The sequence below is a fragment of the Nocardia sp. IBHARD005 genome, from assembly GCF_052814245.1.
Window position 1 is genome coordinate 3435533 of the sequence record NZ_CP199935.1, and the last position, 23508, is coordinate 3459040.

The 23508-nt window shown below is 67.8% G+C and carries 20 protein-coding genes and 2 tRNA genes; 13 read left to right on the forward strand and 9 right to left on the reverse strand.

What is annotated here, in order from left to right:
- Window positions 1-14: 14 nt before the first annotated feature.
- The 3 genes from gltX (at window position 15) to ACTWPB_RS16015 (ending at window position 1855) form a co-directional block, all read left to right on the forward strand.
- A complete protein-coding gene (gene gltX, locus ACTWPB_RS16005) occupies window positions 15-1490 on the forward strand; it encodes a glutamate--tRNA ligase (RefSeq protein ID WP_446221465.1) in 1476 nt (491 codons plus the stop codon).
- A gap of 192 nt (window positions 1491-1682) precedes the next feature.
- Window positions 1683-1754: transfer RNA gene (locus ACTWPB_RS16010), tRNA-Gln, on the forward strand.
- 28 nt (window positions 1755-1782) lie between these two features.
- Window positions 1783-1855: transfer RNA gene (locus tag ACTWPB_RS16015), tRNA-Glu, on the forward strand.
- A 51-nt stretch (window positions 1856-1906) separates the two neighbouring features.
- On the opposite strand, the gene ACTWPB_RS16020 is transcribed toward ACTWPB_RS16015, so the two are convergent.
- Window positions 1907-2608, reverse strand: coding sequence for an IclR family transcriptional regulator (locus ACTWPB_RS16020; protein ID WP_446221466.1), 702 nt, complete (start codon window positions 2606-2608; stop codon window positions 1907-1909).
- A gap of 63 nt (window positions 2609-2671) precedes the next feature.
- On the opposite strand from ACTWPB_RS16020, the gene leuC reads away from it, so the two are divergent.
- The 3 genes from leuC (at window position 2672) to ACTWPB_RS16035 (ending at window position 5544) form a co-directional block, all read left to right on the forward strand.
- Window positions 2672-4096, forward strand: coding sequence for a 3-isopropylmalate dehydratase large subunit (gene leuC / locus ACTWPB_RS16025; RefSeq protein ID WP_446221467.1), 1425 nt, complete (start codon window positions 2672-2674; stop codon window positions 4094-4096).
- Between the two features lie 35 nt (window positions 4097-4131).
- Window positions 4132-4740: a 3-isopropylmalate dehydratase small subunit gene (gene leuD / locus ACTWPB_RS16030; protein ID WP_382257605.1), complete on the forward strand. Its 609-nt coding sequence runs from the start codon at window positions 4132-4134 to the stop codon at window positions 4738-4740.
- A gap of 156 nt (window positions 4741-4896) precedes the next feature.
- The gene (locus ACTWPB_RS16035) at window positions 4897-5544 is read left to right on the forward strand and encodes an HU family DNA-binding protein (protein WP_446221468.1); all 648 of its coding nucleotides are present in this window, start codon (window positions 4897-4899) and stop codon (window positions 5542-5544) included.
- Between the two features lie 191 nt (window positions 5545-5735).
- On the opposite strand, the gene ACTWPB_RS16040 is transcribed toward ACTWPB_RS16035, so the two are convergent.
- The 3 genes from ACTWPB_RS16040 to cofC all read right to left on the reverse strand — a co-directional run bounded on the left by ACTWPB_RS16040 (window position 5736) and on the right by cofC (window position 9592).
- On the reverse strand, window positions 5736-6683 hold the full coding sequence (locus tag ACTWPB_RS16040; protein ID WP_446221469.1) for an NUDIX hydrolase: 948 nt from the start codon (window positions 6681-6683) through the stop codon (window positions 5736-5738).
- Window positions 6680-8848, reverse strand: a complete 2169-nt coding sequence (locus ACTWPB_RS16045) for an RNA degradosome polyphosphate kinase (protein WP_446221470.1) — start codon at window positions 8846-8848, stop codon at window positions 6680-6682. The genes ACTWPB_RS16040 and ACTWPB_RS16045 overlap by 4 nt, the downstream gene beginning before the upstream one ends.
- A 72-nt stretch (window positions 8849-8920) precedes the next feature.
- A complete protein-coding gene (gene cofC / locus ACTWPB_RS16050) occupies window positions 8921-9592 on the reverse strand; it encodes a 2-phospho-L-lactate guanylyltransferase (RefSeq protein WP_446221471.1) in 672 nt (223 codons plus the stop codon).
- A 31-nt stretch (window positions 9593-9623) separates the two neighbouring features.
- Here cofC and ACTWPB_RS16055 point away from each other — a divergent pair, with 31 nt between their 5' ends.
- Window positions 9624-10619: an NAD(P)H-dependent glycerol-3-phosphate dehydrogenase gene (locus ACTWPB_RS16055; RefSeq protein WP_446221472.1), complete on the forward strand. Its 996-nt coding sequence runs from the start codon at window positions 9624-9626 to the stop codon at window positions 10617-10619.
- 44 nt (window positions 10620-10663) lie between these two features.
- Window positions 10664-11755 (forward strand): D-alanine--D-alanine ligase family protein, encoded by a 1092-nt coding sequence (locus tag ACTWPB_RS16060; RefSeq protein WP_446221473.1) that lies wholly within the window; start codon window positions 10664-10666, stop codon window positions 11753-11755.
- A gap of 69 nt (window positions 11756-11824) precedes the next feature.
- On the opposite strand, the gene ACTWPB_RS16065 is transcribed toward ACTWPB_RS16060, so the two are convergent.
- Complete coding sequence (locus ACTWPB_RS16065; RefSeq protein WP_446221474.1) at window positions 11825-12682, reverse strand: DUF3515 domain-containing protein; 858 nt, start codon at window positions 12680-12682, stop codon at window positions 11825-11827.
- A gap of 119 nt (window positions 12683-12801) precedes the next feature.
- On the opposite strand from ACTWPB_RS16065, the gene ACTWPB_RS16070 reads away from it, so the two are divergent.
- The 3 genes from ACTWPB_RS16070 to ACTWPB_RS16080 are packed head-to-tail and all read left to right on the forward strand — an operon-like array spanning window position 12802 to window position 14802.
- Window positions 12802-13806, forward strand: a complete 1005-nt coding sequence (locus ACTWPB_RS16070) for a thiamine-phosphate kinase (protein ID WP_446226360.1) — start codon at window positions 12802-12804, stop codon at window positions 13804-13806.
- 11 nt (window positions 13807-13817) lie between these two features.
- Entirely contained in the window at window positions 13818-14501 is a 684-nt protein-coding gene (locus ACTWPB_RS16075) for a uracil-DNA glycosylase (RefSeq protein WP_358064032.1), read from the forward strand.
- Between the two features lie 49 nt (window positions 14502-14550).
- A complete protein-coding gene (locus ACTWPB_RS16080) occupies window positions 14551-14802 on the forward strand; it encodes a hypothetical protein (RefSeq protein WP_446221475.1) in 252 nt (83 codons plus the stop codon).
- Window positions 14803-15239: 437 nt separating this feature from the next.
- Here ACTWPB_RS16080 and ACTWPB_RS16085 read toward each other — a convergent pair whose 3' ends face one another.
- The 3 genes from ACTWPB_RS16085 to rpmB form a co-directional block, all read right to left on the reverse strand.
- Entirely contained in the window at window positions 15240-16034 is a 795-nt protein-coding gene (locus tag ACTWPB_RS16085) for an enoyl-CoA hydratase/isomerase family protein (protein WP_446221476.1), read from the reverse strand.
- Between the two features lie 386 nt (window positions 16035-16420).
- Entirely contained in the window at window positions 16421-16927 is a 507-nt protein-coding gene (locus tag ACTWPB_RS16090; RefSeq protein WP_446221477.1) for a GNAT family N-acetyltransferase, read from the reverse strand.
- A 99-nt stretch (window positions 16928-17026) separates the two neighbouring features.
- Window positions 17027-17218 (reverse strand): 50S ribosomal protein L28, encoded by a 192-nt coding sequence (rpmB, locus tag ACTWPB_RS16095; protein ID WP_011210730.1) that lies wholly within the window; start codon window positions 17216-17218, stop codon window positions 17027-17029.
- Between the two features lie 432 nt (window positions 17219-17650).
- Here rpmB and ACTWPB_RS16100 point away from each other — a divergent pair, with 432 nt between their 5' ends.
- A complete protein-coding gene (locus ACTWPB_RS16100) occupies window positions 17651-19561 on the forward strand; it encodes a DAK2 domain-containing protein (protein WP_446226361.1) in 1911 nt (636 codons plus the stop codon).
- Window positions 19562-21820, forward strand: coding sequence for an ATP-dependent DNA helicase RecG (gene recG / locus ACTWPB_RS16105; protein WP_446221478.1), 2259 nt, complete (start codon window positions 19562-19564; stop codon window positions 21818-21820).
- A gap of 98 nt (window positions 21821-21918) precedes the next feature.
- On the opposite strand, the gene ACTWPB_RS16110 is transcribed toward recG, so the two are convergent.
- Window positions 21919-23343 (reverse strand): short-chain fatty acyl-CoA regulator family protein, encoded by a 1425-nt coding sequence (locus ACTWPB_RS16110; RefSeq protein WP_446221479.1) that lies wholly within the window; start codon window positions 23341-23343, stop codon window positions 21919-21921.
- Between the last annotated feature and the right edge of the window lie 165 nt (window positions 23344-23508).

Sequence of the window (23508 nt, forward strand, 5' to 3'; positions counted from 1 at the left end):
GAAAGAAGAGAGTCATGACTGAAGTACGGGTCCGTTTCTGCCCGTCCCCGACCGGCACGCCGCACGTCGGCCTGGTGCGCACGGCGCTGTTCAACTGGGCGTTCGCGCGCCACCACGGCGGCACGTTCGTGTTCCGCATCGAAGACACCGACGCCGCACGCGATTCCGAGGATTCCTACCGCGCGCTGCTCGACGCGCTGCGCTGGCTCGGGCTCATCTGGGACGAGGGCCCCGAGGTCGGCGGACCCTACGAGCCCTACCGGCAGTCGCTGCGCCGCGATTCCCATCTCGACGTGGTGCGCCGGCTGCTCGAGGCGGGCGAGGCCTATGAAGCGTTCTCGACGCCGGAGGAAGTCGAGGCCCGTCATCGCGCTGTCGGCCGTGATCCGAAACTCGGTTACGACAATTTCGATCGCGACCTCAGTGCCGAGCAGATCGCGGCGTACAAAGCCGAGGGCCGCCCCGCCGTGGTCCGTTTACGGATGCCCGACGAAGATCTCGGATGGAACGATCTTGTCCGCGGGGAAACCACCTTCAAAGCCGGGACCGTCCCCGATTTCGCCCTCACCCGTGGCAATGGCGACCCGCTCTACACATTGGTGAATCCGGTCGACGACGCGATGATGCGGATCACCCATGTGTTGCGGGGCGAGGATCTGCTGTCCTCGACACCACGTCAGCTCGCGCTGTATGCCGCGCTGCAGCGTATCGGCGTTGCCGAGTTCACGCCCGAGTTCGGCCATCTGCCGTTCGTCATGGGCCAGGGCAACAAGAAACTGTCCAAGCGCGACCCGGAATCGAATCTGTTTCTGCATCGCGACCGCGGATTCATCCCCGAGGGTTTGCTGAATTACCTCGCCCTGCTCGGCTGGAGCATCGGCGAGGACCGCGATGTGTTCTCCATGCTGGAAATGGTCGCGGCTTTCGATATTTACTCGGTGAATTCGAATCCGGCCCGCTTCGATCAGAAGAAGGCCGACGCGATCAATGCCGAGCAGATTCGCCTTCTCGAGCCCGGCGATTTCGGTCACCGTTTGCGCGAGTTCCTCACCGCGCAGGGCCACATCGGCGCCGAAATCGACGAGAAGACCTTCCTGGTCGCCGCCGAACTCGTGCAGACCCGCATCGTGGTGCTCGGTGACGCGTGGGACCTGCTGAAGTTCCTGTTCGTCACGCCAGGGGACTTCGCGATCGACCAGGCGGCGGGCACCAAGAATCTCGGTGCCGAGGCCGATCCCGTACTCGATGCCGCGATCGCCGCTGTGGAGCCGCTGAGCGAGTGGACCACCCCGGCACTGGAGGAGGCGCTGAAAAAGGCGCTGGTCGACGATCTGGGGCTCAAGCCGCGCAAGGCGTTCGCGCCGGTGCGGGTCGCGGTGACGGGCTCGCATATCAGCCCGCCGCTGTACGAGTCGATGGAGCTGCTCGGCCGCGAGGCCTCGCTGGACCGGCTGCGGGCCGCGCGTGGATGGGCTCCTGCCGCGCAGTAGCCGTGGGGAGCGGGTGCGGCCACTGCGCCGCATCCGCTTCACAGGGTGCTAAATCGGCCGAAAAGCGGCTTCTGACCAGGCGATTTGTAGTTTACCCCCTAGTGTTTGGTAATCTTCTCATCGCCGCGGAACACGGCCTCGCAACACCGACAACCACTCGGTGGAGATTGCAAGGTCGGGCGTTTCGGTCTTTGGGGTATGGTGTAATTGGCAACACAGCTGTTTCTGGTACAGCCATTCTAGGTTCGAGTCCTGGTACCCCAGCAAGGTTTCACCCTGGTGAGATCGTCCTGGCCCCGTCGTCTAGCGGCCTAGGACGCCGCCCTCTCAAGGCGGTAGCGCGGGTTCGAATCCCGTCGGGGCTACAAAGCAAAGTAAGGCTCCCGGTCGAATCCGACCGGGAGCCTTCTTCGTTTCTACAATCGCTTGTGCAGTGCCTCGGCGGCCGCGACCAGATCGGCGGCCCAGCGCGCACCCGGCCTGCGGCCCATCCGATCGATCGGCCCCGACACCGAAACGGCGGCCACGATCACCCCGCCCGGATCACGCACCGGCGCCGACACGCTCGCCACGCCCTGCGCGCGCTCGGCGGCACTCTGCGCCCAGCCACGCTTGCGCACCTCGGCCAGCGCCCGGTCGCCGAACACGGCGTCGGCCAGGACTATGCGCTGCAACTCGGGATCGGCCCACGCCAGCAACACCTTCGCCGCCGAACCCGCGGTGAGCGGTAGCCGCGAACCGACCGGCACCGTGTCACGAAGGCCGACCGGCGGCTCCAGCGCGGCGACGCAGACGCGTGCGTGCCCGTCGCGGCAGTACAGCTGGACGCTCTCGCCGGTGATCTCACGCAGGCGGGGCAGAATGGCACTTGCGGCCTCCACCAGTGGGTCGGCCGCCCCCGCCGACAACTCGGTGAGCGCGGGTCCTGGCCGCCACAATCCGTTGCCGTCACGGGCCAGCAGCCGATGCGTCTCCAGCCCGACCGCCAGCCGATGCGCGGTGGCGCGTGGCAGGCCGGTGCGGGTGCACAGGTCGTTGAGACCGCAGGGCTCGTCGGCGACGGCGTAGAGCACCGCCACGGCTTTGTCGAGAACACCGATACCGCTATGCTGTCTCATAGAACGATACTAACGTCTCAAATGCTGAGATACCAAGTATGTCCGTCGAAAGGTGATCAAGCTATGGCCGAGCGCGCTCGCACACTGGCCGAGAAGGTGTGGGAACAGCACGTCGTCGCCAAAGGCGAAGGCGATGGTTCCTCCCGTGAACCCGACCTGATCTACATCGATCTGCACCTCGTGCACGAGGTGACCAGCCCGCAGGCCTTCGACGGGCTACGCGCGGCGGGCCGTCCGGTGCGCAGAACCGATCTCACCATCGCCACCGAGGACCACAACGTCCCCACCACCGATATCGACAAGCCGATCGCCGACCCGATCTCGCGCACCCAGGTGGAGACGCTGCGCCGCAACTGTGCCGAATTCGGCGTGCGCCTGCACTCGATGGGCGACGTGGAGCAGGGCATCGTGCACGTGGTCGGTCCGCAGCTCGGTCTCACCCAGCCCGGCATGACCGTCGTCTGCGGTGACAGCCACACCTCCACCCACGGCGCGTTCGGCGCGCTGGCGATGGGCATCGGCACCAGTGAGGTCGAGCACGTGCTCGCCACCCAGACGCTGTCGCTGCGCCCGTTCAAGACGATGGCCATCACCGTCGACGGCGAATTGGCGCCCGGCGTCACGAGCAAGGACCTGATCCTGGCCGTGATCGCCGAGATCGGCACCGGCGGCGGCCAGGGCTATGTGCTGGAATATCGCGGCGAGGCGATTCGCAAGCTGTCGATGGAAGCGCGGATGACGATCTGCAATATGTCCATCGAGGCGGGCGCACGCGCGGGCATGATCGGCCCCGACGCGGTGACCTACGAATTCCTGAAGGGCCGCCCGCACGCACCGCAGGGAGCCGACTGGGATGCCGCAGTGGCCTCCTGGGACGCGCTGGTCACCGACGAAGGCGCGGAGTTCGACGCCGAGGTCCACATCGACGCGAACACGCTGACCCCGTTCGTCACGTGGGGCACCAATCCCGGCCAGGGCCTGCCGCTGGGCGCGAATGTGCCCGACCCGGCCCAGATCGCCGACGAGAACGAGCGCGAATCCGCCGAGAAGGCATTGCGCTACATGGACCTGACGCCGGGAATGCCGCTGCGTGAGGTGAGTGTCGACACCGTATTCGTCGGCTCCTGCACCAACGGCCGGATCGAGGACCTGCGTGCCGTCGCCGATATTTTGAAGGGCCGTCACGTCGCCGAGGGCTTGCGAATGCTGGTTGTGCCAGGCTCGATGCGGGTGCGCGCGCAGGCGGAAAAAGAAGGACTCGGCGAGATTTTCACCGCCGCGGGCGCGGAATGGCGTCAGGCGGGCTGCTCGATGTGCCTGGGTATGAATCCCGATCAGCTGGAACCGGGCCAGCGCTGCGCGTCTACCTCGAACCGCAATTTCGAGGGCAGGCAGGGCAAGGGCGGTCGCACGCACCTGGTCTCGCCGCTGGTCGCCGCCGCGACGGCGGTCCGGGGAACCCTGTCCTCACCCGCTGATCTGGCCTGAGTCACCGATCACCGACAGATCGAAAGGGAATCGTTATGGAAGCCTTCACCGTTCACAAAGGCATCGGTGTGCCGCTGCGCCGGTCCAATGTCGACACCGATCAGATCATCCCCGCCGTTTACCTGAAGCGCGTGACCCGAACGGGTTTCGAGGACGGCTTGTTCGCCGGATGGCGTGCCGACCCGGAGTTCATTCTCAACACCGAGCCGTACAACCGTGGCAGCGTGCTGGTGGCCGGCCCGGATTTCGGCACCGGTTCTTCGCGTGAGCACGCGGTGTGGGCGCTGTCGGACTACGGCTTTCGGGTGGTCATCTCGTCTCGTTTCGCCGACATCTTCCGGGGAAATGCGGGTAAGGGCGGGCTGTTGGCCGCGCAGATGTCACAGAACGATGTCGAAATGCTCTGGAAGCTGATCGAGGAACAGCCCGGCATCGAATTGGTTGTCGACCTGTCCGCGCGCACCGTCACAGCGGGAACCGTCGTGTTGCCGTTCGATATTGACGACTACACCCGCTGGCGTCTGCTGGAGGGTTTGGACGACATCGGGCTCACCCTGCGACAGGCCGACGTCATCGGCGAGTTCGAAAAGGGAAGGCCGTCATGGAAACCCGTGACGCTGCCGGAGCCTATTTCACGGGCGTAATCAGCTGGGGCGCTTAGGGGCGCATCCCGGGCAGCGGTAGCTGGACGTGTGCTAAACCACATGAATTTTGGCGTGGCACATAGACTCTTGCTCAAACTGGGTTTACCGTGGTACCTAGTCGGTCCGACGACGGGCCATTAGTCTGCGGAGGATTCAATGAACAAGGCGGAACTGATCGACGTTCTGACCGAAAAGTTGGGTACGGACAGGCGGACGGCAACCGCGGCTGTCGAGAATGTTGTCGACACCATCGTCCGTGCCGTGCACAAGGGTCAGAGCGTCACCATCACCGGATTCGGTGTGTTCGAACAGCGCAAGCGTGCTCCCCGGGTTGCCCGTAACCCGCGTACCGGTGAAACCGTGAAGGTGAAGGCCACTTCGGTGCCTGCCTTCCGGCCGGGCGCACAGTTCAAGGCGGTCATCGCGGGTAAGCAGAAGCTGGCCTCGTCCGGGCCTGCCGTCAAGCGAGGCGTGAATGCCCCGGTGGCGGCGAAGAAGGCGGCAGCCAAGAAGACCGCGGCGAAGAAGACCGCGGCCAAGAAGGCCACGCCGTCGAAGGGCCCCGCGAAGACCACGGCCCGCAAGGCCGCCACCAAGGCACCCGCCGCCAAGAAGACCACGGCGGCAAAGAAAGTGACGGCGGCCAAGGCGCCTGCCAAGAAGGTGACGGCGGCCAAGAAGGCTCCTGCCAAGAAGGTCACGGCTGCCAAGACCACGGCGGTCAAGAAGACCACTGCTGCGAAGAAGGCTCCTGCCGCTAAGAAGACTGCTGCTAAGAAGACTGCCGCCCGTCGTGCTCGTTGATCCTGCCGCAGCGGGATCGGGTCGGGGAATGTGCACGTAAGGCGTACCTCCGCCTTCGCTCCGGCCATGCGCGAAAGGCTGAGGACCGCTGTCGCGCCTGTGCCTATTGAGCGCATCACCCACCACTGGACCGAGAACGGCCCCGGGAATCCCGGGGCCGTTTCGGCTGTTTCGAGGGCTGTCCGGGTGACTCAGGTGGTGACGATTGCCGTCGACAGCGAACGGTCCATATGGTTCGCCGCGACCAATCGGTCCTCGACGAACGACAATGCCCAGACGCTGCCCTTGCGATTGCGCGCCGAGGGTAGCGTGAGCCCGCCCTGCTCGGCCAGCCACTGGGTGAGATCGGGAATCACCCCGCCCTGACTACACACCACCGGCACCCCCCGATCTGTTACCAACGACAGAAACCGTTGCCGCGCGGTGCTTTTCGCTGAATCGTAACCTTGCTCGGAAAACATTGGCTCGCAATTGATTTCGGCATCGAGCTGTTCTGCCAACGGGGTCACGGTTTGGATGCAGCGCAGCGGATCGGCGGAATAGATCTCGGATGCGCCGAACGCCAACAGATTCGGCGTCAATCCCTTCGCCTGCTGTTCCCCGGCGGCCTCCAGCGGTCGTAACTCGTCGGGTCCGTCGAAGCGGTGGCGCTTGCCCGCCTTGGCGTGGCGCACCAGCAGCACCGTGTTGGTGCGGGCGGGCAGCCGGGCGAAGATCCGGACGATCTGGCGGTCCATCGGATACGACAGCTGGTCCATCACCTCGGCCAGCGCGAACCAGCGCAGCTGGTCGACTTCGGCGTTGACGGCGAAGTCGCCCTCGGCGGCCTCGGCGGCCCAGTAGTCGACCCGCTTGAGCTGACGGTGTCCCGGGATCGGATAGGTGACGTGGCCGAGATAGCGCCCCAGCGTGGCGGGCAGGCCGGTTTCCTCGGCTACCTCGCGCACGGCCGCGACCACCGGGGTCTCACCGGGATCGAGCTTGCCCTTCGGCAGCGACCAGTCACCGTATTTCGGCCGGTGGATGACACCGATCTCCGGGCCTGCGGCGCCCGCACGCCACAGAACCGCCCCAGCCGCATGAATATTGGGGCGTACCCTCGGGTCGCGCAACGACGCGTCCTTGCTCTGTGCGCTCACGGCTGATCGGGGCGACGCAAACGCATGAGGAACGCTTGGTGATCACGCACCTGGTCGGCCTCGACATCGGAAGGACTGGCCTGCCAGGTCCCGTCCGGCAGCAGGATCCAGCAGCGGGTCGCCGGATCGAGCGCGGAATCGAACACCCGCGCGAGCTGATCGACGAGCTTGGGATCGGTCACCTGCACCATCACTTCGACGCGGCGGTCGAGATTGCGGTGCATCATGTCGGCGCTGCCGATCCAGGTCTGATCCTGCGCACCGAATTCCATGACCCGCGAATGTTCGAGGAACCGGCCGAGGATCGAGCGCACCTCGATGTTCTCGCTCAGGCCGGGCACACCCGCGCGTAGGCCGCAGATGCCGCGCACCACGATCTGCACCGGCACGCCCGCCTGGGAGGCGCGGTAGAGCGCGTCGATGATCTGCTCGTCGACGATCGCGTTGGCTTTGATCCGGATCCGGGCAGCGCACCCCTGTCCGGCCAGCTCGATTTCGCGATCGATGCGCTCGATGATGCCCGCGCGCACGCCCAGTGGCGCGACCATCAGGTTGCGGTAGTCCTCCTTGCGGGAGTATCCGGTCAGCGAATTGAACAGGTCGGTGAGATCGGCGCCGACCTCGGGTGCGGCGGTGAACAATCCGACATCCTCGTACAGGCGCGCGGTCTTCGGGTTGTAGTTGCCGGTGCCGATGTGGCAGTAGCGGCGGATCGTGGAACCCTCGCGACGCACCACCAGGCAGGTCTTGCAGTGGGTCTTGAGGCCGACCAGGCCGTAGACCACGTGCACGCCCGCCTGTTCCAGTTCGCGTGCCCATTTGATGTTGGCCTGCTCGTCGAAGCGGGCCTTGATCTCGACCAGCGCGACGACCTGCTTGCCTGCCTCGGCGGCCTCGATCAGCGAATTGATGATGGGGGAGTCACCGGAGGTGCGGTAGAGGGTCTGCTTGATCGCGAGCACCTGCGGGTCGGCCGCGGCCTGTTCGATGAAGCGCTGCACGCTGGTGGAGAAGGAGTCGTAAGGGTGGTGCACCAGCACATCGCCCTCGCGCAGCGCGGCGAAGACATTGCGCGGGGTCTCGCGCTCACCGAAGGCCGCCGGGGTGGCCGGGACATACGGCGCGTCTTTGAGTTCGGGGCGGTCGACACCGTAGACCTGCCACAGGCAGGACAGGTCGAGCAGGCCAGGTACCTGGATGACGTCGGCGGGGTCGACCTCTAGCTCACGTAGTAGCAACTCCAGCATGTGCTCGGTCATGTCGTCGGAGACCTCGAGGCGCACCGGCTTGCCGAAGCGGCGACGGGCGAGTTCGCGCTCCATCGCCTGCAGCAGGTCTTCGTCGCGGTCCTCGTCGACCTCGAAATCGGCGTTGCGGGTGATCCGGAACGAATGCGTCTCCACCACGGTCAGACCGGGGAACAACAGGTCCAGATGGGCGGCGATGAGGTCTTCCATCGGCAGGAACGCCGCGATCGCCGACGGCGCCCCGGTGCGGCGAACGCGCACGAAGCGGTCGACGTTGTCGGGCACCTTCACACGCGCGAAGTGCTCGCCGCCGGTGCCGGTATCGCGCACCGTCACGGCGAGGTTGAGGCTCAGGCCGGAGATGTAGGGGAACGGGTGCGCCGGGTCGACGGCGAGCGGGGTGAGGACCGGGAACACCTGGTCGGTGAAGTAGTTCGAGAGACGTTGGCGCTCATCGTCGTCGAGGTCGCTCCAGAGAATGATGTCGATGCCCTCGGCCGACAACGCCGGGTTCACCGCGTCGATGAAGACCTTCGCGTGCCGCTCGGCGAGTTCCTGAGCGCGGGCGGTGATCATCTCCAGCTGTTCCGACGGTGAGCGACCGTCGGCCGAGCGCACCGACAGACCGGTTTCGGCACGGCGTTTCAGGCCGGCGACGCGCACCATGTAGAACTCGTCGAGATTGGAGGCGAAGATCGCGAGGAACTTGGCCCGCTCCAGCAACGGCAGCGAGGCGTCCTCGGCGAGGGCGAGCACGCGGGCATTGAAGTCGAGCCAGCTCAGTTCGCGGTTGAGGTAGCGATCGCGGGGCAACCGTAGCGACACCGCGCTTGCGCCCGAGGTGATCGCGGCCGCGGGTGGCGGGGAAATCGGGACAAGCTGCTTGATGGTTTCCGTATCGCTCACGGGATCAATCATCCCTCGAGGAAGGGGCACCGCGCATCACGACATCGCACGGATCGTCGCGTCCGGTCCGAAGGTGGCGATCAGCTAGCACACGGTGCGAACGGGATCACTTCTGTGCGGCGAGAATCCGAATTCGCGCAGGGTCGACGCGGTGCATTCGCCGACTCCGAGCCCGCGGACGACGTCGAGATCCTCGGGGGTGTCGACATCGCAGCGCAGGCCGGGCCAGTGCCCGAGCAGTGGTACTGCCCCACCGTCGCGGTGTGCGCGCGCGGAATCGGCACCGAAACGGGGCGACAGCGGCGCGGCGATATCGCGAACCACCAATGCGGCGGTGCCGGTGCCCGTGTGATCGATCACCACCGATCGAGCGCCGACGGCGAGGGTGAGTACGTCGGCGAGCTCGGACGGGCGCAGGGCGGGCAGGTCGGCCTGCAACGCGAGCAGGTGGGTGGGGCCGTGGCGGTCGCGCACGTCGGCGGCGCCCGCCGCGAGCGCGGCATTGAGCGGATCGTCGCCGGCCGCGGGTTCATCGATCACGTGCGCGCCGAGTTCGAGAGCGCGGGCGGCGACCAGCGGATCGGGAGTGACCACGGTCAGCGACAACAGCGCGGGCACGGCGGTAGCGGCCACGGCGGTGTCGGTGAACATGGCCAGTACGAGCTGGGCGCGCTGCTCGGTGCTCAGCACGTTCGCCAGCCTGCTCTTGGCCCGGCCGATGTGTTTGACCGCCATGACGGCGTGCACGGTGTGCATGGCTTCGATCCTTGCATGGCATATTGGGCTGATGACGAGGGCGGCGGTTATGGGTGCGGGGTCGTGGGGTACGGCGTTCGCGAAGGTGTTGGCCGAGGCGGGGACCGAGGTGACGATCTGGGCCAGGCGGGCCGAGGTGGCGCAGGCGCTCGATACCGAGCACCGCAATCCGTTCTACCTGCCCGGGGTGCAGTTGCCGCCGGTGCGGGGGACCGACGATCATCGGGTCGCGCTGGACGGGGCGGATCTGGTGGTGCTCGCGGTGCCGTCGCAGTCGTTGCGGGCGAATCTGGATCTGTGGAAGGGCGATATCGGGTCCGAGGCCACCTTGATGAGTCTGGCCAAGGGGATCGAGACCGGAACGCTGCTGCGGATGAGTCAGGTGATCGCGGAGGTCACCGGGGCCGAGCCGGGGCGCATCGCGGTGCTGTCGGGCCCGAATCTGGCGCACGAGATCGTGCAACGTCAGCCCGCGGCGACGGTGATCGCGTGCACCGATACCGAGCGTGCCGTGGCCGCGCAGCGGGCCTGTGCCACCGGGTATTTCCGGCCGTACACCAATACCGATGTGATCGGCTGCGAGATCGGTGGTGCGTGCAAGAACGTCATCGCGCTCGCGTGCGGCATCGCCTCGGGCATGGGTCTGGGCGACAACTCGGTCGCCAGCCTGATCACGCGCGGGCTCGCCGAGGTCATGCGGCTGGGTGTGGCGCTGGGTGCGCAACCGGTGACGCTGGCCGGGCTCGCGGGTGTCGGCGATCTGGTGGCTACCTGCACCTCGCCGTTGTCGCGCAACCGGTCCTTCGGGTTCGCGCTCGGTGCCGGTGGCACGATGACCGCCGCGCAGGAAGCGACCAATGGGCAGGTGGCCGAAGGTGTGAAGTCGTGCACATCGGTGCGGGCCCTGGCGGCCGAGCACGGGGTGGAGATGCCGCTCACCGACGCGGTGCACAAGGTGTGCCACGAGGGGCTATCGGTGAGCGAGGCCGTCGGCAGCCTGCTCGGCAGGCGGATCAAGCCCGAATAAGGGCGATAGCGCCATGACGGACAGAACCTACTACGGTGACGTTCATGACGGAACGGATCAGGGTAGCTGTGGTGTTCGGCGGGCGCAGCAGCGAGCACGCCGTCTCGTGCGTATCGGCGAGCAGTGTGCTGCGCAACCTCGATCCGACGCGCTACGAGGTGGTGCCGATCGGCATCACCCCCACCGGCGGTTGGGTGCTGGCCGACGGGATCGGCGAATTGGCGCTGAGCCACGGCGTGCAACCGCAGGTCGACGCGTCGGGGACCGCCCTCACCCTCGCCGCTGACCCCGGCCGCTCGGGTGCGCTGGTCGCGCTCGACTCGAGCGACGTCCTCGGCAATGTCGATGTCGTGTTCCCGATCCTGCACGGGCCCTTCGGTGAGGACGGCACGCTGCAGGGCATGCTCGAACTGGCCGGGATTCCCTATGTCGGCGCGGGCGTGCTGGCCAGTGCGGCGGGGATGGACAAGGAGTTCACCAAGAAATTGCTGGCCGCCGAATCCCTGCCCGTCGGCGTGCAAGTCGTGCTGCGTCCCGGCACCGAAACCCTGTCCGGCGCCGACCGGGCCCGGATCGGCCTGCCTGCCTTCGTGAAGCCCGCGCGCGGTGGCTCCTCGATCGGCATCACCAAGATCACCGACTGGGCCGATCTCGGTGCGGCCATCGCCGCCGCCCGTGCGCACGACCCGAAGGTGATCATCGAAGCGGGCATCGTCGGACGCGAAGTCGAGTGTGGCGTACTGGAATTCGCCGACGGTGAGGTGCGGGGCAGCGTCGTCTCCGAGATCCGGATGCCCGATGCCGACGCGGCCGCCCCCGAGTTCTACGACTTCGCCACCAAATACCTCGACGACGTGTGCGAATTCGATGTGCCCGCCAAGCTCGACGACGATGTCGCCGACGAGATCCGTGAGCTGTCGGTGCGCGCGTTCCGCGCGCTGGACTGCCAGGGGCTGGCCCGGGTCGACTTCTTCGTCACCGAGAACGGTCCGGTGATCAACGAGATCAACACGATGCCCGGCTTCACGCCCATCTCGCAGTACCCGCGGATGTGGGAAGCCACCGGCATCGACTACCCGACGCTGGTGTCGACGCTGATCGAGACGGCCCTCGCGCGCGGAACCGGGCTGCGGTAGCGGTTCTGTTCGGCCGCAGGGCTTTCGGCTGGGTTGTGCGCGAAAGCCCTACGGCGACAGCCGATTAGCTCAGAGTTCGCCCGGGGTCGGTTCGCGGGCAGGCAGATTCGCGTTGATGGTCTCGGACACGGTCTGCACCGCGCTGGTGCCGGAGCCGTCGGGGAGGGTCAGGGCGATGTAGGTCTCGCGGTCGACGGCGAACCAGGTGCCGGTCTTGCCGACCTCGTCGCGGACCTGGAACCACTTCACGCCGTCGATCACTGTCAGCGGGGACGCGCGGTTGAATTCGAGCGGGCGGTCGAGGCCGCAGCGCAAGGTGATCGGGTCGCCGCCGTCGGGGAGCTGCCAGGCGCGGGTGGCAGGCGGGGCGGGTTCGACGAGGGTCGACTTGGTGTAGTCGCCGAGGTCGGCGGGCAGGGCGGGCAGCAGGGCCTGGCAGGCGGGGCCGTCGGCCGCGGGGGCCGGGACCGGGCCTAGGGCGAGGGGTGCGCGTTCGACGGGGGCGCGCAGGGTGATGAAGGCCGCGACCAGCACGGCGACGATCAGCACGACAGGCAGCGCGACCGCGGTGGCGATGAGCGCCGGGGAATGATGCGACTCGAGGTCGGCGTCGGCGGAGTCCGACTCGTCGCTGTCGGCGTCCGCGGCATCGTCGGTGTCGGCGTTTTCGGCACCGTCCGCATCGGGGTCGTTCGCGTTCGCGTCGGCGGCATCGTCGGCGTCGGCATCTTTGGCGTCGGGGTCCTCCGCGTCGGCGTCAGCGCCTGCGTTCACGGGGTCGCTGAGCGGAGCGGAGTCCGCGGCATGTGTGTCAGTTGGTTGCGCGGTGGTGGACGTCGACTCGTCTCCGGACGATGTCGTGTCGGCGGTGGCGGTGTCGTCGGGGGTGATCGCCTCGTCGCGATCCTCCGGTGTCGAGTCCGCCATAGCTGTGTGGTCCTTCCATTCGAGGGTTCGCCTGCACCGTCGGTGATGCCCGATCGCCTTCGAAAGGGTACCGTCGGGGCGATTTCGTCGGTCAGCAGCACAGCGGGAAGGGGTCGGTCATCAGCGAGGACAGCCGTCCGCAGACGGTGCGTGAGCTGGGTGAATTCGCCCTCATCGACCGGATCAACGCCGGTCGGCAGCAGGCCGCGCACGTGCTGATCGGACCAGGTGACGATGCCGCGCTGGTCGCCGCGCCCGATGGGCGGTTCGTGGTGAGCACCGACATGCTCGTCGAAGGCAGGCACTTCCGGCTCGACTGGTCCTCGCCCGTCGACATCGGCCGCAAGGCCATCGCGCAGAACGCCGCCGACGTGGTGGCGATGGGGGCGCGGCCGACGGCGTTCGTGGTCGCGCTCGGCTGCCCGGCTGAAACGCCGGTGTCGGTGGTCGAAGGGATCGCCGACGGGATGTGGATCGAGGCGAGCCGTGCCGGGGGTTCCATCGCGGGCGGCGATCTGGTGCACAGCGAGCAACTGGTCGTCTCGGTGACCGCGTTCGGCGATCTCGGCGGCCAAGGCGCGATCACGCGATCCGGCGCCGGTGTCGGCGATATCGTCGCTGTCGCAGGCGAACTCGGCTGGTCGCGTGCCGGGTTGGCCGTATTGTCCGGTGGCGCCGACACTTCCGATCCGGACTTCACCTATGCCCTTGCGACACACCGTGTTCCGCAACCCCCGTACGCCGCGGTCCTCGACGCGTTCGGCACGCACACCCCGACCGCCCTCACCGATATCTCCGATGGATTGCTCGCCGACCTCGGGCATCTCGCCGCCGCGTCGAACGTCGCGATCGACGTCCACCGCGCGGCACTGACCGACCCCGATCTGGCGGCCGTCGCGAAATTGCTCGATGCCGATGCCGCGCAATGGATTCTGGCCGGCGGCGAAGACCACGCCTTCGCCGGAACCTGGCCCGCTGGTGTCGCGCTACCCGCGGGCTGGCGGCCGATCGGCGTAGTAACCGCAGGCAGTGGCGTCACCGTCGACGGTGCGGCACCCACCGGCGGCACCGGCTGGGAATCGTTCCGTGGGGCGGACGCCACGCCCACCGACGACGAACGATAGGTTGTGCGGTCATGGGTGCCAAACCACTGTCGGAGATCATCGATCCGGGCTGGGCCCGGGCACTGGAGCCGGTCACCGACCGCATCAGCGAAATGGGCGAGTTCCTGCGCGAGGAGAACGCGGCGGGCCGCGGCTACCTTCCCGAAGGGGAGAACGTGCTGCGGGCCTTCCAGCGCCCGTTCGACGCGGTGCGCGTGCTCATCGTCGGCCAGGACCCCTACCCCACACCCGGCCACGCGATGGGGCTGAGTTTCTCTGTCACACCGCAGGTTTCGCCGGTCCCGCGCAGCCTGTCCAACATCTTCGCCGAATACAGCAAAGACCTCGGCTTCGATACGCCGACCTGTGGTGACCTGAGCCCGTGGTCGGATCAGGGCGTGCTGCTGCTGAACCGAGTACTCACCGTCACCCCTGGTGCGCCGGCCTCGCATCGCGGCAAAGGCTGGGAAGCGGTCACCGAGCAGGCGATCCGGGCACTGGTCGCCCGCGACGAACCACTCGTCGCGGTGCTGTGGGGCAACGATGCTCGCTCGCTCAAGCCCACGCTCGTCGATGCCGAGGTGCCCTATGTCGAATCGGCGCACCCCTCACCGCTTTCCGCCTCGCGCGGGTTCTTCGGTTCACGACCGTTCTCCCGGGTCAACGAGCTGCTCGACGAACTCGGCGCCGACCCCGTCGACTGGCGGCTGCCCTGACCCGGGGCGTCGCCCGCACCAGAAGAGAATGATGAAGGAGCACAACCCGATGCACATCACCACCGTTCGCGCTGCCCTCGCGACCGCCGCCGTGGCCGCCGCCATCACCGCCGGCGCAGGCTCGGCCACCGCCGCGGGCCTGCAGCTCGAGCCCTACAACGAGCAGGCCGCGCCGGTGGCCACCACCCAGGTCGGCGAGGAATGGACCTCCACCGGCACCTCCACCATCTCTTCCGGCGTGAACGCGAAGGTGACCTGCCTGCTGCAGAACACGTTCAGCGCTCTCGGCGCTGCATGTTAAAGCGGCTGGCGCCGCTGGGTTTTCGGCCCTGATTGCCTCACATCCGAAGGGCGATACTGAGTCATCAGCGGCTGGCGCCGCTGGGTTTTCGGCCCTGATTGCCTCACATCCGAAGGGCGATACTGAGTCATCAGCGGCTGGCGCCGCAGGGTTTTCGGCCCCGATTGCCTCACATCCGAAGGGCGATACTGAGTCATCAGCGGCTGGCGCCGCAGGGTTTTCGGCCCCGATTGCCTCACATCCGAAGGGCGATACTGAGTCATCAGCGGCTGGCGCCGCAGGGTTTTCGGCCCCGATTGCCTCACATCCGAAGGGCGATACTGCGCCTTCGGCGTTCCGTCTCGCCCTTCGGATGCGAGGCGGCCGAAAACCCGTGGTGGCTCGTTCCGGCGTGGCGTTGGTCGCGTCGGGTGGGTCAGTTCACTCGCGGGAGTTGGTTACTTCTCAGTGAGGCCCACGTAGTTCGGCTTGCGCTTGCCTACGAAAGCGTCGACGCCTTCGCGTCCGGTGTCGCTGTTCGCGGCGGCCGAGATGCTGTCGCGTTCGGCGTCCAGCTGCTGGTCCAGAATCGCTGTAGGCGACTGGGCCAGCAGCTTTTTCATGGCCGTGTAGGTGGCGCGGGGGCCGTTGACGAAGGTCTGCGCCAGGCGAAGGGCTTCGGCGCGGATGTCGTCGTCGGCGACAGTGCGGCTCAGAATGCCGAGGCGGACGGCTTCTTCGGCGTCGAGGACGGCGTCGGTGAGCAGGATCTCGCTGGCGCGGCCCAGGCCGACGATGCGGGGGAGCAGCCAGGACATGCCGCCGTCGGGGGACAGGCCGATGCCGGGGTAGGCGGGGCGCAGTTTCGTCGAGGGACCACCGATCGCGATATCGGCGGCGCAGACCAGGCTCATGCCCGCACCCGCCGCCCAGCCCTGCACGGCGGCGATCACGGGGACCGGGGCGGCCGCGAGCGCGCGGACGAAATCGTGGAGTTCGTCGGCCAGCTGGTGCAGGTAGGCGCCGCGGTCATCGGACGCGGCGAAATTGCGGACATTGCCGCCCGCGCAGAAGTTCGCGCCCGCGCCGGTGAGCAGGATCGCGCCGACCGACGGGTCTAGGGCGCGCAGGGCCGCGGTGCCCGCGTTGATCAGGTCGAAATCCATCGAGGTGCCCGCGGCGGAGGTGGCGATGGTCAGCTGGAGCACGCCGTCGATGATCTCGGCGGCGGCGACCGGTTCGGTGGTACTCATGGGCGTCACCTTAATGGGCCCCCGACGCGCAGCGTTTCGCAGTCCTTACTCGGAGGTACGCCCACTGGGCACAGCTGCGACAACGTTCGTCAGTCGCGCATGGCCGGAGCGAAGGCGGAGGTACGCATAGTGGGCGCAGCCGCGGCAGCGTTCGTCAGTCGCGCATGGCCGGAGCGAAGGCGGAGGTACGCCCACTGGGCACAGCTGCGACAACGTTCGTCAGTCGCGCATGGCCGGAGCGAAGGCGGAGGTACGCATAGTGGGCGCAGCCGCGGCAGCGTTCGTCAGTCGCGCATGGCCGGAGCGAAGGCGGAGGTACGCATAGTGGGCGCAGCCGCGGCAGCGTTCGTCATTTGCGCACGGCCGGAGCGAAGGCGGAGGTATGTCTAACCCCGGTCGCGGCGCCACAATTGTTCGGGCAGGAGGGTGAACGGGTCGGTTCGGCGGATGCCGGTGTCGGTGAAGCCGTGCCTGCGGTAGAAGGCGTGGGCGCGCGGATAGTCGGCGAAGACCCAGAGGGTGCACGGTGATCCGGGGGCGGCGGCTTCGATCAGGGCGTCGGCGATACCGGTGCCGTGCCAGGCGCTGCGGACGTAGAGCGCTTCGAGTTCGCCCTCGCTGGATGCGGACCGGCCCGCCTGCCGACCGGGTATGGATGAATTCGTCCCGCAGGCGAAGCCGATCAGGTGGTCGCCGACCAGCGCGACCGGCAACTCGTGGGTGCAGTCGGCGCGACGACGTTCCCAGGTGAGCGCGGAGCGTTCGAGGTCGAAGCCGTCGAGGATGTGACCGGGGACGAGCGTGCCGTAGGCCTCGCGCCAGCTGGCGATGTGGCAGGCGGCGAGTTCGGTGACCCGGTTCGCCGTCAGCGGCGCGATCTGCCAGTCAGACACGGCGAGCCCTTTCGACGACGCTCGGCCGCGGGACGACAAAGCCCCGGATCACCCACGCGGGGTGCCGGGGCACTGTCGGCAGAATGTACGGGCTGAAAATCAGCCGCGGACGACCTTGCCCGCCTTCAGGCAGGAGGTGCACACGTTCATCCGGCGGGTGTTGCCAGGGGCAACCTGCGCACGCACGGTCTGGATGTTCGGGTTCCAGCGACGGTTGGTGCGCCGGTGCGAGTGCGAGACCGACTTCCCGAAACCGGGGCCCTTGGCGCAGACGTCGCAAACGGCAGCCATGTCGCGAGCTCCTTCATGTCATAAGCGGACAGCGGCGCACGTATGCCCGCTGAACCGGAAACTGATGTCGTCAAATGCCTTGCCGACTGACGTCGGCCAGCGCAGACCCACGTGGGCCGCACGAGGCAACCCTGCAAGACTAGCGGGCCGGGCCTCGAAGTTCCAAACCGGGTGCCCCGGTCGACCCGCCGAGCACAGCCCGGCTGAGAACCCGTCCGAGGTCAGCGTACGCGTACCTCCGCCTTCGCTCCGGCCGTGCGCGGCTGAGGACGCTGCGCGGCTGTGCTCGATGGGCGTACCTCCGCCTTCGCTCCGGCCGTGCGCGGCTGAGGACGCTGCGCGGCTGTGCTCGATGGGGCCCTGTCGGTAGCTGCCGCTAACCTGGCGTGCGTGCTCGGCGCGCGGGTACGCAGAACGGGGAGCGAGGTGGCGGTGTCGCACGTGCGGGAGTCTCTCGACGGTCCCGATCTGCTGGTCTGGGCCCACAGGTGCCGCACCGACCTGGAACTGCGTCGTGCCGAGATCGACGCGCTCAATGTCTTCCCCATCGCCGACGCCGACACCGGAACCAACCTCCTCGCCACCATGCGGGCCGCGGTCGCGACGGCGGACCGCGCGGTGCTCGGCGTGGAGTCCGCCACTTCCGGCGCCCACGAACGGCACGGCCGCAGCGGGCTCGCGAGCCTCGGCGATCACCACGCGGAAGCTACCGGCGTCGACGGGCCTTCGGCTCACCTCATCGCCCAGGCCTTGGCCCGTGGTGCCACGACGGGTGCGCGCGGCAACTCGGGCATCATCCTGTCGCAGGTCTTGCGCGGCGTCGCGGAGGCCGTTGTCGCTGGTCCGTTGACCGGCGCGCGGCTGCAGGTGGCGTTGCGGCGGTCGGCGGTGCTCGTTCGCACCGGACTGAGTGCCCCGGTCGAGGGCACGATCCTGACAGTTCTCGACCGCGCCGCGGCCGCTGCCGCCGAAGCAGTGGAACCCTCGCTGGCGGCGGTCGCCCGGTCCGCCGCCGAGGGTGCCGCACGTGCGCTGACCGAGACCCCGACCCAGCTGAGCGTGCTGCGCGCCGCCGGAGTCGTCGATGCCGGAGCGCGCGGACTGCTGGTGCTGCTCGATTGCCTCGTGGCCGAAGTCTGCGGTGAGACGCCGGAACGAGTCAGGTACACGCGGGGTGAACGCGCGGACCACCACGGACCGCATCGGCGACCCGCAGGCACCAACGAAGACGACCACCCCGAAGGCAGCCGGCGCGCCGCCGACGAACCGTGCCGGACTCCCGACTTCGTCGACGACCGCGATCCTCGCGAGCAGGCTGCCGATCCGCATTTCGAGGTCATGTACGTGATCTCCGGCACCGACGAGGCGGCCGCGGGTGGGTTGCGGAATCGGCTCGCGGTGCTGGGTGACTCGGTGGTGGTGGTCGGTGACGGCGAGACAACCTGGTCCGCCCATGTGCACTGTCGCGATGCGGGCGCGGCCATCGAGGCGGGGCTCGCGGTAGGCACGGTGACGAGCATTCGGATCGAGAGTTTCGCGGTGACCGCACCCCATAGCGGCAACCACGGGCACGACGCCACCCACCACGCGTACTACCTGGACGGCTCCGCGGCGCGCGAGCCGCGCGCGAGCCACGACCGGCCGCCCGGTCTCGTCGACCGCGAGGTCCGCACCGGTGACGACCTCGCTGACCGTGGCGTCCTCGCGGTGGTGGGCGGTGCCGCTGCCGCGCGCCTGTTCGAGGACGCGGGCGCGGTGGTGTTGCGTGGGGATCGGCAACTCGATACGAGCACCCTGCTGCGGGCGATCCGCGGGATGCCGAATCGGGAGGTGCTGGTCTTGCCCAACGGCGCGTTGCCCGCGCAGGAACTCGTCGCGGTCGGTGTGGCCGCGCGTGACGGGTCGCGTGATGTGTTGTTGCTGCCGAGTGCGTCGATGGTGCAGGGCCTCGCGGCGCTGGCGGTGCACGATCGGGGGCGGATCGCGGTGGATGACGCGTTCGCGATGTCGGAGGCGGCGGCGACCACCCGGTGGGGTGCCCTGCGGGCGGCGCGGGTGCGGGCCTTGACCATGGTCGGAATGTGTTCCCCCGGCGACGGACTCGGCCTCGTCGGCCACGATGTGGTGGTGATCGACCCCGATGTGGTCGGCGCGGGGCGCATCCTGCTGGACCGAATGCTCGGTCTCGGTGGGGAATTGGTGACATTGCTGATGGGCGCCGATGCGGGGCCCGAGCTGGCACAGGTGCTCGCCGACCATGTGACGGCCGGGTTCCCCGGCGTCGAGGTGGTCGTGTATTCCGGTGGGCAGCAAGCGGATCTGGTGCAGATAGGGGTCGAGTAGATGGCGACGTTGAGTGACCGGCTCGACCACGTGCTGGGCGTCAAGGCGGCCGACCGGCTGACCGAGGCGTTCGACATGTCCACGGTCGAGGATCTGTTGCGCCACTATCCGGTGCGCTACGCGACCCAGGGTCAGCCCCTCACCGAGGAGGAACCGGAGGAGGGCGCGCACATCACCGTCATCGGCCGCATCACGAAAACCGAACTGCGCCCGATGAAGAACCGCCGCGGCTCGCTGTTGAAGGTGCAGCTCGACACCGGCGCCCAGCGTCCACTCGAGGCCACCTTCTTCAACGGTGACAAGGTGCGCTATCTGGTGAAAGAAGGTGTGCGAGCGATGATGTCGGGCACCGTGCACTGGTGGCGGCCCGACCGCTGGAACCTCTCGCACCCCGATTACCTCATCTTGCCCGACAAGCCGGAGGCGGGCGTGGAGGAACTCACGTCCGTGCGTGGCAGCGGTGCGCTGCGCGGCCTCGCGCAGAGTGCGAAAGGCGCCGGGGGAGTGGATGCCTCGTTCTTCGAGCGCGAATTCGTTCCTGTGTATCCGGCGACCGCCAAGGTCCAGAGCTGGGATCTGCTTGCCTGCATCCGCCAGGTGCTCGACCAGCTCGACCCCATCGAGGATCCGCTGCCCGCCGACCTGCGCGAGGAACGGAAATTCCTCCCGCTCTCGGAAGCACTGCGCCTGATCCACCTGCCCGAGCACAAGCTGGACATCGAAAAGGCAAGGGACAGGCTCCGTTTCGATGAGGCGCTCGCACTGCAACTCGTGCTGGCCGAACGCCGTCACGAGGTGGAGGGCCGCACCGCCCCGGCCTGTCCGCCCGCGACCGACGGTATCGCCGCCACCTTCGACGAACGCTTGCCCTTCGAGCTCACCGAAGGTCAGCAGCAGGTGCTGGCGGAGATCTCGCACGACCTGTCGCGCACCCGCCCGATGCACCGGCTGCTGCAAGGCGAGGTGGGCTCGGGCAAAACGATCGTGGCGCTCAACGCCATGCTCCAGGTGGTGGACTCGGGCCGTCAATGCGCACTGCTCGCACCGACCGAAGTCCTTGCCGCGCAGCACTATCGGTCGCTGCGCGCCATGCTCGGTGACCTCGGCAACGCGGGCGAACTCGGTGCCGCCGAGAACTCGACCAAGGTCGTCCTGCTCACCGGATCGATGTCGACGGCCGCGAAGAAGACGGCGCTGCTGGACGCGATGACCGGTGAGGCCGGCATCGTCATCGGCACCCACGCGCTCATCCAGGACGCGGTCGAGTTCTACGACCTCGGCCTCGTGGTGGTCGACGAACAGCACCGCTTCGGCGTCGAGCAGCGAGACGCGTTGCGCGCCAAGGCGAAAGACGGCATCAGCCCGCACCTGCTGGTGATGACCGCGACACCGATCCCGCGCACCATCGCGATGACCACCCTCGGCGACCTCGAGACCTCCACGCTCACCCAGCTGCCCAAGGGGCGCTCGCCGATCGTGTCGAAAGTCGTACCGCGCAAACTGCATCCGGGCTGGGTGGAGCGCGCCTGGGAACGCATCGTCGAAGAGGTCGGCCAGGGCAGGCAGGCCTATGTGGTGTGCTCGCGCATCGGCGAGGACCCCGACGCGCCACCGGTGAAGGGCAAGAAGGCGGACAAGGAAGGACCGACCACCGCGGCCGCCGTCGAGATCTACGAGACGCTGGGCGCCGGTCCGCTCGCCGGTGTGCGCGTGGGCCTGTTGCACGGCAGGCTGCCGTCCGACGAAAAAGACCACGTGATGCGTCAATTCAACGACGGGGCGATCGATGTCCTGGTCTGCACCACGGTCGTCGAGGTCGGTGTCGACGTGCCGAACGCGACCGTGATGGTGATCGTCGACGCCGACCGATTCGGCGTGAGTCAGCTGCACCAGTTGCGCGGGCGCATCGGCCGCGGCAAGCATCCCGGCCTGTGCCTGCTGGTCACCGATGCCGCGCCCGGCGGGACGGCGATGGCGCGGCTCGAGGCGGTGGCGGCGACCACCGACGGCTTCGAACTGTCGGTGCTGGACCTGCGGCAGCGGCGCGAAGGTGATGTCCTCGGCTCGGCGCAGTCCGGTACCGCCCGGTCGCTGCGCCTGCTCTCGCTGCTCGACGACCTCGAGGTGATCACCGCCGCACAGGAACTCGCCAGGCAGGTCGTCGCCGAGGACCCGGGCCTGGTGAACCATCCGGGCTTGGCGGGCATGATGCACGCCGCCGTAGACGGCGAACGCATCGAATACCTCGCCAAGTCCTGATCATCCACACGGTCGGGCGCCGACCCGGTCCGGTCTCGGGCGGAGGAGCACGGCGCAGTCGGCGAGCCGCGCCGTTTCGATGCGCCTACGGCGCGGTGTCAGCGAGGTAGGCGCGGGTACGGCAGATCGGTGCTGGTGTGTTCGACCACGGCCAGGGGGCGCCCGATCTGCGGGAACGCGCGCTGTGGGCACGCGGGCCGCTCGCACACCTTGCACCCGGCCCCGATCGGCACCGCCACCTGTGGATCGTCGAGCTGCAGCCCCTGCGAATACACCAGCCGGTCGGCGTATTCGATATCGCAGCCGAGCCCGATGACGAAGTTCTTCGACGCCGTCCCGAACCCCTGCGCGGCAGGGGGAGTGGTGCGGGCGATCCACAGATACCGGCGCCCGTCGGGCATCTCCGAGATCTGGGTGAGAATGCGGCCTGGGTGCGCGAACGCCTCGTGGGTGACCCACAGCGGGCAACTGCCGCCCACTCGGGAGAAGTGGAACGCGGTGGCGGACTGGCGTTTCGAGATATTGCCCGCCCGGTCGGTGCGCACCAGGAAGAACGGCACACCGCGCTGACCCTGCCGCTGCAGTGTGCTGAGCCGGTGGCAGACCGTCTCGAAACCGACCTCGAAACGCAGCGCGAGCAGGTCGACGTCGTAGCGCAGTTCCTCGGCCGAACGCAGGAACCGCCCGTAGGGCAGGATCAGCGCGCCGGCGAAGTAGTTGGCCAGCCCGACTCTGGCCAGCGTGCGGGATTCGCCGGTGAGCGCCCTTGACTCGGCGAGCACGTTGTCGATCTCGCGGCCGTAGAGGAGCAGACCGAGAGTGGTCGCGATCTGGAAGGCGCGCTGCCCGGGACGCAGTCGCCTGGCCAGGGTGAGGGTTCGCGTGTCGGGGTCGTAGTGACGTTTCGGGATGGCCGGGTCGGCGCCGTCACCGCGCACCAGCACCGTGACGCCCGCGCGTTCCTCGGCGATCCTGGCCAGCTGACGATCCAGCGAGCCGATGCTCAGACCGGATTCCTCGAACAGTTGCTCGGCGGCGTGGTCGAGGGTCGAGATGTGGTTGCGATGGTCGTAGAAGAAATCGCGCACGTCCTCGTACGGCATGGGTGTGCCCGGGGCGCCTGCGGGCGTGTCGACGCGCGAGGACAGCAGGTCGAGCTGGTCGGTCGCCGCGCGTAGCCGCCGGTGCATCGCGATCACGATGCGCGCCACCTCGGGCAGTCTGGTGGCCAGTTCCTCGACCTCGGTGATCGGTGCGGTATCGCCGCCGCCCGCGGCTTCCACCAGCACCTCGTGCAGGTCCGAGACCAGCCGCGCATCGGAGTCGGCGGCGAAGAACTGCACGTCGAGGTCGAAGGTCGAGTTGAGTTTCAGCAGCACGGGAATGGTCAGCGGACGCTGATCACGTTCGAGCTGATTGAGATAGCTGGGTGAGAGGTCAAGCGATTTCGCGAGCGCTGCCTGGGTCATCCGCCGTTCTTCGCGCAGCCTTCGTAGCCTGGCCCCCGCGTACATCTTCCGCACGTCGCAGATCCTAACGCGAGGTGTTCGCAATGTTTGCTGAAAGTGGCGAATGCCTCGGGAGAAGTCCAGTCCTGCAAGGGATTTTACCGGTGGCTACCCGTGCGTAACATGCGAAGGAGCAGGCCGTGGCATGGCAAAGTTCACGTGCTGCCCGCCTGTTTGCCG

Coding starts and splice junctions, on each gene's coding strand:
- ACTWPB_RS16065 (WP_446221474.1), bottom strand. CDS start 12,682: ATGGCGGACTCGACACCGGAGGATCGCGACGAGGCGATCACCCCCGAC.
- leuC (WP_446221467.1), top strand. CDS start 2,672: ATGGCCGAGCGCGCTCGCACACTGGCCGAGAAGGTGTGGGAACAGCAC.
- ACTWPB_RS16045 (WP_446221470.1), bottom strand. CDS start 8,848: ATGATTGATCCCGTGAGCGATACGGAAACCATCAAGCAGCTTGTCCCG.
- gltX (WP_446221465.1), top strand. CDS start 15: ATGACTGAAGTACGGGTCCGTTTCTGCCCGTCCCCGACCGGCACGCCG.
- cofC (WP_446221471.1), bottom strand. CDS start 9,592: ATGCACACCGTGCACGCCGTCATGGCGGTCAAACACATCGGCCGGGCC.
- ACTWPB_RS16060 (WP_446221473.1), top strand. CDS start 10,664: ATGACGGAACGGATCAGGGTAGCTGTGGTGTTCGGCGGGCGCAGCAGC.
- ACTWPB_RS16080 (WP_446221475.1), top strand. CDS start 14,551: ATGCACATCACCACCGTTCGCGCTGCCCTCGCGACCGCCGCCGTGGCC.
- ACTWPB_RS16020 (WP_446221466.1), bottom strand. CDS start 2,608: ATGAGACAGCATAGCGGTATCGGTGTTCTCGACAAAGCCGTGGCGGTG.
- ACTWPB_RS16085 (WP_446221476.1), bottom strand. CDS start 16,034: ATGAGTACCACCGAACCGGTCGCCGCCGCCGAGATCATCGACGGCGTG.
- ACTWPB_RS16035 (WP_446221468.1), top strand. CDS start 4,897: ATGAACAAGGCGGAACTGATCGACGTTCTGACCGAAAAGTTGGGTACG.
- rpmB (WP_011210730.1), bottom strand. CDS start 17,218: ATGGCTGCCGTTTGCGACGTCTGCGCCAAGGGCCCCGGTTTCGGGAAG.
- ACTWPB_RS16055 (WP_446221472.1), top strand. CDS start 9,624: ATGACGAGGGCGGCGGTTATGGGTGCGGGGTCGTGGGGTACGGCGTTC.
- leuD (WP_382257605.1), top strand. CDS start 4,132: ATGGAAGCCTTCACCGTTCACAAAGGCATCGGTGTGCCGCTGCGCCGG.
- recG (WP_446221478.1), top strand. CDS start 19,562: ATGGCGACGTTGAGTGACCGGCTCGACCACGTGCTGGGCGTCAAGGCG.
- ACTWPB_RS16075 (WP_358064032.1), top strand. CDS start 13,818: ATGGGTGCCAAACCACTGTCGGAGATCATCGATCCGGGCTGGGCCCGG.